At 31.1% G+C, this 12407-nt stretch carries 18 protein-coding genes; 2 read left to right on the forward strand and 16 right to left on the reverse strand.

All coding sequences use genetic code 11. The features are described from left to right. Positions 1-4 precede the first annotated feature (4 nt). The 16 genes from AD998_02885 to AD998_02960 all read right to left on the reverse strand — a co-directional run bounded on the left by AD998_02885 (position 5) and on the right by AD998_02960 (position 10838). Positions 5-1300 carry a hypothetical protein gene (locus AD998_02885; protein ID KOY85238.1) on the reverse strand — a complete coding sequence of 432 codons (1296 nt, stop codon included), beginning with the start codon at positions 1298-1300 and terminating at the stop codon, positions 5-7. A 67-nt stretch (positions 1301-1367) separates the two neighbouring features. Then, positions 1368-2195: a hypothetical protein gene (locus AD998_02890; GenBank protein ID KOY85239.1), complete on the reverse strand. Its 828-nt coding sequence runs from the start codon at positions 2193-2195 to the stop codon at positions 1368-1370. Between the two features lie 9 nt (positions 2196-2204). Beyond that, the gene (locus AD998_02895) at positions 2205-2630 is read right to left on the reverse strand and encodes a hypothetical protein (GenBank protein KOY85240.1); all 426 of its coding nucleotides are present in this window, start codon (positions 2628-2630) and stop codon (positions 2205-2207) included. Beyond that, positions 2623-3000: a hypothetical protein gene (locus AD998_02900; protein KOY85241.1), complete on the reverse strand. Its 378-nt coding sequence runs from the start codon at positions 2998-3000 to the stop codon at positions 2623-2625. The genes AD998_02895 and AD998_02900 overlap by 8 nt, the downstream gene beginning before the upstream one ends. 20 nt (positions 3001-3020) lie before the next feature. After that, positions 3021-3272 (reverse strand): hypothetical protein, encoded by a 252-nt coding sequence (locus AD998_02905; protein KOY85242.1) that lies wholly within the window; start codon positions 3270-3272, stop codon positions 3021-3023. A 2-nt stretch (positions 3273-3274) separates the two neighbouring features. Further along, positions 3275-3604: a hypothetical protein gene (locus tag AD998_02910; protein KOY85243.1), complete on the reverse strand. Its 330-nt coding sequence runs from the start codon at positions 3602-3604 to the stop codon at positions 3275-3277. Further along, positions 3601-4107, reverse strand: a complete 507-nt coding sequence (locus AD998_02915) for a hypothetical protein (GenBank protein ID KOY85244.1) — start codon at positions 4105-4107, stop codon at positions 3601-3603. Before AD998_02915 ends, AD998_02910 begins: the two co-directional genes overlap by 4 nt. A 19-nt stretch (positions 4108-4126) precedes the next feature. Further along, the gene (locus tag AD998_02920) at positions 4127-4579 is read right to left on the reverse strand and encodes a GNAT family acetyltransferase (GenBank protein KOY85245.1); all 453 of its coding nucleotides are present in this window, start codon (positions 4577-4579) and stop codon (positions 4127-4129) included. 5 nt (positions 4580-4584) lie between these two features. After that, positions 4585-4923: a hypothetical protein gene (locus AD998_02925; protein KOY85246.1), complete on the reverse strand. Its 339-nt coding sequence runs from the start codon at positions 4921-4923 to the stop codon at positions 4585-4587. 127 nt (positions 4924-5050) lie between these two features. Beyond that, the gene (locus AD998_02930; GenBank protein ID KOY85247.1) at positions 5051-5491 is read right to left on the reverse strand and encodes a polyketide cyclase; all 441 of its coding nucleotides are present in this window, start codon (positions 5489-5491) and stop codon (positions 5051-5053) included. Positions 5492-5503: 12 nt separating this feature from the next. After that, complete coding sequence (locus AD998_02935; GenBank protein KOY85248.1) at positions 5504-6208, reverse strand: hypothetical protein; 705 nt, start codon at positions 6206-6208, stop codon at positions 5504-5506. A gap of 6 nt (positions 6209-6214) precedes the next feature. Then, positions 6215-7258: a hypothetical protein gene (locus AD998_02940; GenBank protein ID KOY85249.1), complete on the reverse strand. Its 1044-nt coding sequence runs from the start codon at positions 7256-7258 to the stop codon at positions 6215-6217. Between the two features lie 60 nt (positions 7259-7318). Continuing rightward, on the reverse strand, positions 7319-8614 hold the full coding sequence (glyA, locus tag AD998_02945; protein KOY85250.1) for a serine hydroxymethyltransferase: 1296 nt from the start codon (positions 8612-8614) through the stop codon (positions 7319-7321). Positions 8615-8738: 124 nt separating this feature from the next. Beyond that, positions 8739-10172 carry a hypothetical protein gene (locus tag AD998_02950; GenBank protein KOY85251.1) on the reverse strand — a complete coding sequence of 478 codons (1434 nt, stop codon included), beginning with the start codon at positions 10170-10172 and terminating at the stop codon, positions 8739-8741. A gap of 94 nt (positions 10173-10266) precedes the next feature. Further along, entirely contained in the window at positions 10267-10521 is a 255-nt protein-coding gene (locus AD998_02955; protein ID KOY85252.1) for a 30S ribosomal protein S20, read from the reverse strand. A 134-nt stretch (positions 10522-10655) separates the two neighbouring features. Then, positions 10656-10838 (reverse strand): hypothetical protein, encoded by a 183-nt coding sequence (locus tag AD998_02960; GenBank protein ID KOY85253.1) that lies wholly within the window; start codon positions 10836-10838, stop codon positions 10656-10658. 270 nt (positions 10839-11108) lie between these two features. Here AD998_02960 and AD998_02965 point away from each other — a divergent pair, with 270 nt between their 5' ends. Then, positions 11109-11315 carry a hypothetical protein gene (locus AD998_02965; protein KOY85254.1) on the forward strand — a complete coding sequence of 69 codons (207 nt, stop codon included), beginning with the start codon at positions 11109-11111 and terminating at the stop codon, positions 11313-11315. A gap of 472 nt (positions 11316-11787) precedes the next feature. Beyond that, a complete protein-coding gene (locus AD998_02970; GenBank protein ID KOY88023.1) occupies positions 11788-12402 on the forward strand; it encodes a hypothetical protein in 615 nt (204 codons plus the stop codon). Positions 12403-12407 lie beyond the last annotated feature (5 nt).

Below are 12407 nucleotides of genomic sequence, written 5' to 3' on the forward strand. Positions count from 1 at the left end.
TTTTTTATTTAGATATAGTTGTAATATCAATCAGATAAGGCTTTAAGGGTACACCATCTAAATTTTGAAACCGTTCTGTAATTAAGAGTTGATATTGTTTGTTGGGGTTTAAATCTACCTCTACAACAATAGACTTTTTATCCTCTGAAAAACCTACTACTCTTTGTATGCTTAATACATTTGATTCTCCCAAAGGACCATAATCGAAGCCTCTAAAATTAGTATCCATAGGCTGAGAAAAGCAAATAGTAAGTTGCATACGACCAGTTGCAACATTTCTTGATAGGTTTTCGAAAGGCGTAATTTTTGTAATTTGTGGTCTTGTTTTCTCAAAATTTTGTATAAGTGACCCTAGCGGACTTGAAAAAAACTGTGTACCATCAATTAAATCATGTATTAATTTTGTATTGTTATAATCTAGTTCTATGAGTGTTTTGATAGCCTCTTTTTTATCTTTTGTTTTTTCATAATACTTTTCTGCTATTTCATAACCGATATAATAACCTAAGTCTCTCATATTAAATTCATTTTTCTGAGAACTCCATAGCCAAAAATTAGTTTTATTATTCATAAACATTTCTTTTTCAAATTTATCTCGAATTTTTGCATAGTTTTTCTTTCCAAAATCAATAGCAGGTGTAGAAGAGGGTTGCCCCATAGCCTTCACTGAAACAAACTCTGCGACACCTTCATAAACACATTGATAAAGAAGAGATTGTCTCATGCTTTTTTGCTGAGTATGAACAAACTCATGAACATTGAGCAACACAACAGACTTGATGGGGTTTGTTGAAAAGAAAGTTTTTAAATGTTTCATCCGTTCAGGAAACTCCTCTGTGATGGTATTTTCGTCAGCCATTGCCAGTTCACTACCAATTAAAATATTATTTCCAGAAATAGTACCATTTGTTCTAAAAACACCTATTGTAAAATACACATTCGCTGGTTTTAAATTCGGGTACAATTTTTTCAATTTTTGAATCCCTTTACTTAACTCTAAAGCTAAATTTTTAGATTTCAGAGTGTTTTTTCTAATAGAATTCCAAAATTTAGGATATTGACGAATTGCAGAAAGATACTCTTCAGGAGTGTACTGTCTTCGTTCCATAATCAGACGTAAACCTTCAGTACCTTTATCAAAAAATAGTTCTTTCAGAATTTTTGCATGTTGATTGGTGTCACTGACCTGTTTGATTTGGTCATAAGCTTTCCAAAAGTTATCAATATCTGATGTTATAACTTCTTGAGCATTTGCAAAGAAACTGAAAAATAACAGAGAAAAAATAAGATGATATTTCATGGTTTTGAGTTTTTGATTGAACAAAAATAATAAACCATAAAAAGATAAAATTGTAAGAATGTAAAATTTACTGCCAAACGAGCAAAATAGTTTTGTTTTCAGAGGTTTGAATTTTCTTGAAAAAATCGAGAGGAGTAAGGGACGAAAATTTTTTGAAATATTTGATTAAATGGGATTGGTCAAAAAATCCTATGTCATACACTATATCTGTTAGTTTAGCATGGGAGTTATCTGCAAGTTTAGAATCTATAAACTTTCGAAATTTCCATATTTGCTTGAATTGGGAAGGAGATAAACCAAGATATTTCTTGAACTGATTATGAAGTGTTTGTCTGGTAATTTGGTATTTATGAGCAATTCCTGTAAGATTTATTTTCTGATAATCGTCGATACCTTCTAAAATAGAGACAATTTCTTGAAGATATTTATGAGAAAAAGGAGTATAGATACTTAAAAAATAATCTTCTATTCTTGTTATCATATTCTCATAATCTTTTAACATTAATATTTCTGTAAAAAAATCCTGAAAAGTATGAGAAGGAGTAAAAGAGTTTAAGTTATTCCAAAGATATCGTTCATCAAAAAATGAATAAACTCCCAATGGTTTGAATAAAATACATATTTCTTTTGTATATCCCTGATATTCATAAATATACGATTTTGATAAAGACAACTGAACAGATGAATCTAAACATTGATTATCAGAGAAATGAGTAGTAATGGTATTTTCTTTTATAGAGAATGTAGTTCCTAAAGAAACTGAAAGATAGGTACTAACACTTGGAAAAATCAAAAAACTGAATCTCTTTTCTTGGATAGGATTTTCTATAATATATATACATCTAATAAGACTTCTCAGAAGGCTATTCTTAGGAATAAAAGATTCTATAGTCATATAAAAAAATTAATATTCGAACTCACCACATATTTGCCTATAAGGAATTTGTTTTATTTTTTCAAGAATCTCAGAATCTATTGGAAAAGCAAAATCGTTTTGAAAGAAAATAATACCTAAACGGGAATAATCTTTCTCCATATCACGAAAAGCCTTATAATAACCAACTTCCATAATACAAATAATACTTGGTAGTTGTGCGGGTTCTCCAAAAGGATATGTGCCATTATAATGAATGGGAGTTTCTATAGGTTCAATTAAATGAATATGGCTCATGCCACAAAACCTTTCTGCTTCTTGTTTAAAACGCTGAATACGGTTTTTATTCATTTCTTTGGTGGGTAATCCTTCTAAAAGACCTTCATAAGTATATTTCTGCTGAATGCTACGAATTCGTACCTCAAGGTCATAGTCAATAATTAAATGATTATTCATCAAGAATAGATTTATGTTTGCTATAAGTGAAATGATGTTTATCTAAAAATTTCCTTAGTTCCCCTCTGGCGTTTTTATTAAAACCTACATATGTATTACTGATAGTTGTTTCTGCGGGAATAGGTATAGAAGATTCTAAACGATTGCACGAATAACAGATACTAATGTGCATTACTATGTTGTTATCTTGATAAAAAACCAAACCCAAATGTGGCATAAAACAAGCCATAACAATCCAATTATAAGTGTTTTTATTGCTGAAAAGTCTTGTCACAAAATATACATCATCTGGTTTTAAAGCCACTTGTTGTGAAATACTTGGTACAAGTTGATGGTTTTCATCAACAATATAACGATATCTATCTTCCATCCAATCAAATTCATAAGCTATTACTTTGTTAAACTGAATACTATCAAAAGGATGTCCCTTAAATTCTTTAAAATTATTTGTTGGGTGTTTTTTATATATGCTAAAATAGAATCTCTTGGAATAAACTTTCTCATTTCAACAAGAGAGTCTATAAGTGTAGGGTTATATAAATCAGTATATTGAATAGGGTATTTTATTTCTTCTTTTTTTGGAGAACATGCAACCAAAATGAAATAAGTAATACAAAAATATATAAACAGACGTAAATGCATAGTTAGCCATTTATAATGTCCAAATTTTTATTTTCAGGCTTATTTCTAATATTTACCCAATATTCTTCTTTTGCATCTTCATCAATCAGAATAGGCAATCTTTCACCATATAATCTATCTGATCCATCTTTTTTACAACCTGAAATCCAGTATACATCACCAGTTTCTGTATCAAAATAATTTGCTTTGAAACCTGAAAATCTGGCAAAATTTTTACCTTGATAATGAATAGATTTACCAGTCTTAGAGAATTTTACACGCCCAATTCTGGCAATTCCAATAAGATTGTTTTCTCCACTTTTCTCTTCTATGTACATAATTCTTGTTTTCATAGCTTTTCTTTTCTAATACCATACAGATATTCATCCAAAAACTGCTCATTCTTGAAAACAGTTTTATAAGAAACTTTTTCTAGCTGAAAGCCTGCTTTTTCTAAAACTCTCATAGAGGCAATGTTACCCTCAAATACTCCTGCATAAATACGAGTTATATCAAAAGTTTCAAAACCGTAATTGACTATTCTTTTGAGAACTTCTGTAGCTATGCCTTTTCCCCAAAACCTTTCACCAAGCCAGTAACCAACTTCTGCATTTTTTCTATATACATCAGATTGTGGAAAAATACCTGTTCCACCTGCAAGCTTTCCATCTATAACAATAGCAAAAATTTGTTTGGGATTGGGTTGAGCCACATTTTCTATAAAAAACCTTCCACTTTCGTGAGTGTAAGGATGTGGAAAAATATCTCTCACAAAACGTGCAATATTAAAATTATTAGCTTGTTCTACCAATTCATCCAAAAAGCCCAAATGCCAAGAGACTAATTCTATATTCATAATATTTATTCACTCTGACCTAATATATTTTATAAACATCTGGATTGTGTAACTCCATCCATCTATCGGGTTTGGTAATTTCAGTCCAGCCATATTGTTTATACAACCCATGAGCATCTGCTGTAAGCAGAATCCATCGGCGTAATCCCTGTAAATTTGGATGGTTCATAATCGTTGCCATCAGCCATTTGGAGAGACCTTGCCCTCTAAACTCAGGCAAAATATATACATCTCCTAAATACGCAACAGTAGCATAATCAGAAACAATTCTGGCATAACCAATTTGTTGGTTATGGTGGTAAACTCCAAATGTTAGAGAATTTTCGGAGGCTGTTTTCACAGTCTCAAAAGGTATATTCTGACTCCAATAAGATTCTTTTGATAAAAAATGATGCACAGCTTGTAAATCTAATTTAGATTTATCTGTTGAAATGCAAAAGTCTCCTGTATAGGCATTTATAGGTTGTATCATAAATATTATTTTAAAAAATCTCCATCAATAATTAATAATTTTACACCATTTTCTGAGAACGAACGGTGTGAGCTTAGATTGTCTGATACAATATAACTCATTCCTTTTTTTAAAAGAAAAGATTCACCATTGTCTAATTCACTTATAAACTCTCCTTCTAAACAATGGACTATATGCCCTTTTTGACACCAATGGTCAGCTAAATAACCCATTGAATATTCTACAATACGTATCCTGAATCCATCATATTGTATTGTTTGCCAAAAAGATGTACCAAACTCTCCTATATGTTCAATTTTGGGAATGTTTTCCCAAGAAATAGTTTGAAAGGGAATAAAACTCATAAAATAAAAGGTGAAATATATCACACAATATATTCTTTTCTAGAAAATTATAGAAATATAAAATTTAAAAGCAGTTTAGTAAATAAGACTAAACTGCTTTTAATAGATGATGAATGATATAAGAATATTACCTCTCTAAATTATTTTTTAAATCTCTCAAACGTTGCTTTACATTATTTTGAAGATTTTTTTTGATAAAACCTGTGAGCAGACTAAAAGGAAACCGAAGTATAAAAGAATATAAAAATGTTACTTCTGTTGTATTGTCTTCTATTTCTTTAAAATTCCAAGAACCTAAAAAACTTTTGAACATAAAAGGTCCTTGAGTCATTTTGATGGCTGTTACTTTGGGTCTATTGAACGAAACATATTCAGTAATCATTCCTAAGCCATTTTTAGCAACACAATAGGCTTTTACACCTTTATCTGCTTCTACTGCATCCATCAGTTCGGCTTTCTTTAGAAAAGTATCCCAACGAAGACGATTGTTATAATCTTGTGTAAAATCGAAGGCTGTTTCTTGCTTACAACGAATCAGTATTTTCTCAGTAAATTTAATACCATCCATACTGTTAAATATTTAAGAGTTGATAGGGATAGATTTTCTTTTCAATTTTCTAAGTGTAGGTGAACTTACAAACCACAGTACAAAGCCACTCAAGACAGTAATCAAGCCTAATAACGAAAATATACGTAAAAGAGTGTTATTGATGTTGTCCCTGCCTTCAAAGTCCATAGTGTGTGTCATCCACAAAAAATCAAACCAACGCCATGATTGATGCCTGATGGTTTGGAATTTCCCATCAGCTTGCGAAACATACACCTTGATTATATCTCTATGTTCATACTCAATTACATAGGCAGGAAGTTTTTTCTCTCTGTATTCGTGGTCTTTGGTGATTTCTTTTAAAAGAGTAACATTTTTTACTTTTAAATCGTTTCGGATATGATTACTAGCTATAGCAATGGCTTCTTCCTTTGTAATTCCTTGTTTTTCTTCACCTGTATGAGCATTGATCAACTTTTCATTATTAATCCAATAATGAGGTATAGCCTGAATATCTCTTAATTCTATACTCGAAACATCATTTTTATAAACTTCATGGATGGGTTTTAGATTATTAAAAGTCGTTTTTTTAGGTTTTGCTTTAAAATGATCTCCATGAATTTCGTCTATGTTTGTCCAACTGAAATACAAGCCACTTACAGTCCAGAATATAAACTGTATTCCAATAAAAATACCTAAATAACGATGCGATTTACGAATGAACTTATGAGATGACATAAATAATTATTTAAATAATCTTTTGAGTCTTCTTAAAAACTCTGGTAAATTAATCGAAAAAGCACTACCATCATATTTCTTGACACTTACCAAATCTTTAATTACATCTTCAGTATCATTATTTTGTGGTTCTTTTGTTTTTAGAATTTCTTGAAATTGATAATTTGATAATTGCAAACTTTGTATTGTAGCATCTTTTGCTTGTATAATAGAGTTTGCCAATGTTAATTGAGATTGTAAGTGCATAATATTTGCTTTCCATTGCATTATAGCAATATCCTCATTTAGAGAGACTGGAGATAAAATTATTTCAGTAGGAGGGTTTAAATAAATCTGTAAAGCTTCTCTAATTTTTTCTAAAGCATCTATTCCATCTTTTGGAATCACTCTAAAAAGGGTTTTACCTGCATCTTCTTTTATTTCTGTATCAGCATCAATACCTAAATCCATTAAAAACTGTGCAAAATAAACTAAATATTGTTTACAGGAAACTTTAATGTGTTCTGGAAAATTGAAAAATAGGGAAATTTTATTTTTGTCAATCTTACTCAATAAAGATATTGTTGCTAATTCAATAAATTCTTTGATTATGGCAATAATACCATTTTCAATGTTTCCTATGGAAGATGTTTTTGATACTTTTAAATTATGAAAACCAAATGAGGGTATAGCATTATCAGCATTTTGATACAAAAAAAAATCAATATTATTATGTGTTTTAGCTATTTTTTCAAACTCTTTTATGAAATCAGTAATGCTATACAAATTACTCCAATTCTCAACGGAAATTTGTATTTCAATCTCTGCACTATCATCAAATAGAGCAGATATATGCCCGCTTTGCCAATCATCAATAAAAATATCATGAACCCAAACTTCAAAATACTTTTGGATATCATTGAGGGTGTATGTTTTGATAATATCAATTGCCTCTTTTCTATAAAGTTTGCAATAATGGCTTTGACCTATCACATCTGCATTTTTATCTTCAATTCCATTTATAGTAACATAGGAATCATTGCCCATTTCTACAAACTGAATATTCAACATATTATAGATATTTACTCATTCAAAAAAACGCCCTCAATTGAGGGCGTTTGCGTTTATGTGTTAATATGCAAACAATGGATATTTTTGCATCAATTCATTTACTTTTCCACGAATTTGAACTAGTTTGGTATCGTTATCATGGTTTTGTAAAACTTCGTCAATGAATTCTACAATCAACGACATTTCTTGTTCTTTCATACCTCTTGTAGTAATAGCAGCTGTACCAATACGCATACCAGAAGTAACAAATGGAGATTTGTCATCAAAAGGAACAGCATTTTTATTGATGGTAATATCAGCTTTAATCAATGTTTCCTGAGCCAATTTGCCTGTCAAACCTTTAGAACGTAAATCTATGAGCATCAAGTGGTTATCTGTTCCACCAGAAATAATTTGATAACCTTTCTTTACAAACTCATTTGCCATGATTTGGGCATTTTTACAAACTTGTTGAGCATATTCGCCAAATGAAGGGCTAAGAGCCTCACCAAAAGCAACAGCTTTTGCAGCAATTACATGCTCCAAAGGACCTCCTTGTGTACCAGGGAACACAGCAGAATCCAATAATTCAGACATTAATCTCAAATTACCTTTAGGGTTTTTCACTCCAAAAGGGTTTTCAAAATCATTACGAAGCATAATCAAGCCACCACGAGGTCCACGAAGAGTTTTGTGAGTGGTAGTTGTAATAATATGGCAATGTTCAAGAGGATCGTTCAATAACTTTTTGGCAATTAAGCCAGCAGGATGAGAAATATCAGCCAATAATAAAGCACCAACTTTATCTGCAATAGCTCTCAGGCGAGCATAGTCCCAATCTCTCGAATATGCAGAAGCCCCACAAATAATGAGTTTAGGGCGTTCTTTGAGAGCCGTTTCTTCTACTTTATCCCAATTAATCAATCCTGTTTCTTTTTCTACGCCATAAAAGCTTGGTTGATACAGTTTTCCAGAGAAGTTTACAGGAGAACCATGTGTTAGGTGTCCGCCATGAGAAAGATCGAACCCTAAAATTTTATCCCCAGCTTGTAATACTGCAAGCATTACAGCAGCATTCGCCTGAGCACCAGAGTGAGGCTGTACGTTTGCCCAAGTAGCTCCAAAGAGTTCTTTGGCTCTGTCAATAGCTATTTGTTCAATTTCATCTACAACTTCACAACCTCCATAATAACGTTTGTTGGGTAGACCTTCAGCATACTTGTTGGTAAGTACAGTACCCATTGCATGCATGGTTTGTTCTGAAACAAAGTTTTCTGATGCAATTAGCTCAATACCATGCAATTGTCGTTTATGTTCTTTTTCAATAAGATTAAAAATTGTGCTGTCTTTATGAGAGTGAGAAGCAGTGGAGTTCATAAAACAAAGGATAAAATATTTGATGGATAAAAAGTGATACAAAATTACAGGAAAAATGCCATATCAACAAATCAGAAGTTATAAAAAAAGCCCTGAAAATTTATACTTTCAGGGCAAACTCTTTTTACAGATTTAGTATAGTTTTTATATTTAGAGCATCTTTATCGTTGGGAGCATTGAGTAAGATTCTATACAAATTTGCCTTAGCATTTTCTATATCATCTTTAAGTACAGCAAGAGCTAATTTTCGCCAACTTGCTTCTGAGGTTTCAGGGTTGAGCAAATCACAGTATAAAGTCGCTTTTTCAATGTTTTTTTCTTTGAGATACCACGTAGAGAGTGTTGTAACTTTGTTTTCGTCTGAAGTGGAAGTCTGCTCCAATCTTTTCAAAGTTTCTAATTTTTTAGTATCATTTTTATCATATTTGTCATACAAAGAAACCAAAGAGGTATAACCTCTTATATCATTATGTTCTTTAATATTGAACTCCAACAATCTTTCAGTTTCTTTCCAATTTTTTTCGATAAAATTAATTAAAATAAGACTTTCCAGAGCTCCTATTTCTTTGGTTTCATCATAAAGCATTTGATAATATTTTTTAGCGTCTTTAGGTTTATTCAGAAACATAGTTACAAAACCCAAAGAATTCAGCATATTGTTACGAGCCTTTTTTTGTTTTTTATATTGACTTTTGAAAAACTTCTCAGCTTCTTTGTATTCTTTTATTTGGTCATTATTAAGAGAAGAGAAAAGCTTCTGGTAATCTGTAATATCACCATTTGCTTGTTTCATGAAGTTGTTCATAGCTATCATATAAGCTCTTAAAACTTTTGAAAAATGATAAAGATGCTGATAACCAATTTCTTTGGGTTTTGCTTGTAAGGCTTTTTCTGCAATACTAATATCTACTTTAGGAGGTATCTGATTTTGATTGAGGGCAATAATGTATTGATACTGATACAACATCACTTGATAAGTACAAGCCGTAAGATTATAAGGTTCTAAGGCTAATAAGTCGTTGATGTATTTTTGAGTTTTGTTAAAATCTTTGAATAAATCGAGATGAAGTAAAATAGCCCAGCCTAAAACATCTTTGTCTTTTGGAAATCTATTAAGAGATTCTTCTAAAACTTTGGTAAGCATGCCATAGCTTTTTGTACCATACAAAAGTCCTAAGACATCTAAAAAAGGTTCTACATTAGTAGGCTCTTTTTCTAACCATTCATCATAACTTGTAAGAGCTTGATTAAAATATTTTTCAGCTTGTGTCATATCTCTTTTTACATAGTAAAAGTCTAAACACAAGTATTTATAAATAGCAGCATCTTTATAAGTATTGGTTACTTTGGCAAGAGCTTCTTTTTCAGAGAGTTTTTCGTAGGGACCGGGCTTCTCATCAGCTTTGTAATTGTTTGGAACAAAGCCCACAGTGAGTGTATAAGAGCTACTGCCATATCCTAAGACATTGAGTACAGAATCTTTTTGAGCAGATGAAAATTGTGCATAGCTTTGAAAAAATGCCATGTAAAAAAATAGAAAGGAAAGGACTCGAAGCATAGGCTTTTTATTGGTTTAAAACGAGAAACAAGATAATTTGTTTTTCTAAAAAAGCCAAAAAAAAACCTACACTTTAGAGGTGTAGGTTTGTGGCTTAAGCTAAGGCGTTTACAAATTTAGCCAATTTCGACTTATGATTAGATGCTTTGTTTCTGTGGATAATGTTTTTCTTTGCAAGTTTATCCAACATTGCACTCACTTTAGAAAGCAATTCTGTTGCTTCAGTTTTGTTAGTGGTTTTACGAAGTTTCTTTTCAAAAGTACGAGTTGTCTTTAAGTAAAAGCGATTTCTCAGTCTTTTTGCCTCGTTAGCTCTGATTCTTTTTAATGCAGACTTATGATTTGCCATTGGGGTATTTATTTTGGTTTTTGAGTTCTTTTTCAAAGGATTGCAAAATTAGCAATTTATTTTTTTATCCCAAAAAAAAGATGAAAAATAAAGGAGAATTTTTTTATTCTCCTTGTTATATTGTTCAAAATCTTTTATTCGTGCTTACTATCTTCATGATTTAGGATGTTTGGCTCTATTTCCTCCAATTCTTTTTCTACACTTCGCAAATCTTCACGTACAAGCCGATGCGTATTTTCGTCTAAGTCCTTGCTTTTTAGAATATTAATAAGCCTTTCTCTATCAGCCAGTAATTTTTCTTTGTTAAGGTGTATCATAATAAATGTTCTTTAATTTAGAAATAAGATTCATGAATTTTATTCTGATAATCAGATATTTATTGCTTTTTGAAACTTATTTAGTTGTATCTTGAGTCTAAATCTAAGTATTTTTTGTTATTCTGTATATACTTAGAAGTTAATTTTTTTTGACTTTCAAAATGGCACAGCATTTGCTGAAAATGACGCCTACTTTAAAAATTAAGTTTTTGTTGAAAAACACCAAAAAAACTATTATCTTTGCAGTTGAATCGTTTAAAAAAGAAATTTATGTATTCAGCTTTTTTATTTTTGGGTAACCTTGGGGCTACTGAAATATTAATGATTTTGTTTATTGTTCTGTTACTTTTTGGTGCAAAAAAGATACCAGAATTAGCAAAAGGTTTGGGTAAAGGTATTCGTGAGTTCAAAGATGCTTCTAAAGAAATTAAGAAAAATATTGAAGAAGAAGCAGATAGCATACGCGAAAACAAATAATTAAAATTCCAAAACCCTTGTCTTAAAGAACAAATAGAAAGGTTTAGTCCGTAAATTCTATACGTTCTAATAAAAAATAAATTCTGATAAGAGCAGACTACCATAGTCTGCTCTTTATTTTAGGTCAAAAAAGGGAATAAAGCTAAAAAAGTTAAAAAGAAAAGCAAATAATCTTGACTTGTAATTTTTTATTTTCTAATTTTGCAACCTCAATTTTTGAAATTAAAATCGTACAGATATGGCAGTTACCAGATTACAGCGTAAGCATCGCAAAAACATAGCTCGTGCAAAAGCTTATGTAAAAGACGTGAGTCGCTTGATTACTAAGCCTTCTTTGAAAATGGTTGATATAGAGGCAATTAAGAAGGAGTTTGCTGAAAAAAAAGCTAAGTAATTTTCTTAAAAAATTTAGTTATTTCAAAGAGCCTGTCAGATAAAATCTGACGGGTTTTTGTGTTAAAAAAATATGGATATGCTCAAGAATTTGTATATTGTTAGACATGGAGAAACTGAGTTTAATCGGTTGGGGATGGCACAAGGTAGGGGTGTAGATTCTGAATTAAACGAAACTGGTGAAAAACAAGCTAAATCTTTTTTTGAGTATTATCAGCATCTTCCTATTGAAAAAATCTATTTATCAACTCTCAAACGAACAGAACAAACCGTTAAGCACTTTTTGAATGTGGGCATCCCCTACGAAAGACACGAAGGGCTTGATGAAATTAGTTGGGGTATTCATGAAGGTAAGCCTTTTAGTGAAGCAACACATCAAGAATATCTTTATTATACCAATCAGTGGCGTTTGGGAAATACACATGTTGCTATAGAAAATGCTGAAACACCTGAACAAGTTGTAACTCGTCAAAAAGAAATCACAAAAATTATTTTAGAATCGCCTGAACAAAATATTCTGATTTGTTCACATGGGCGTGCCATGCGAATACTGTTTTCTTGGTGGTTGGGTTATCCTTTATCTCAAATGGATTATTTTGAGCATTATAATACGTCTTTGTATCATTTACAATACACAGGTTCTATGTTCAGAATTATAAAACACAATGATAGAAAACACTTAATGGTTTCGTAATCATT

The sequence above is a fragment of the bacterium 336/3 genome, from assembly GCA_001281695.1.
GTDB lineage: Bacteria > Bacteroidota > Bacteroidia > Cytophagales > Thermonemataceae > Raineya.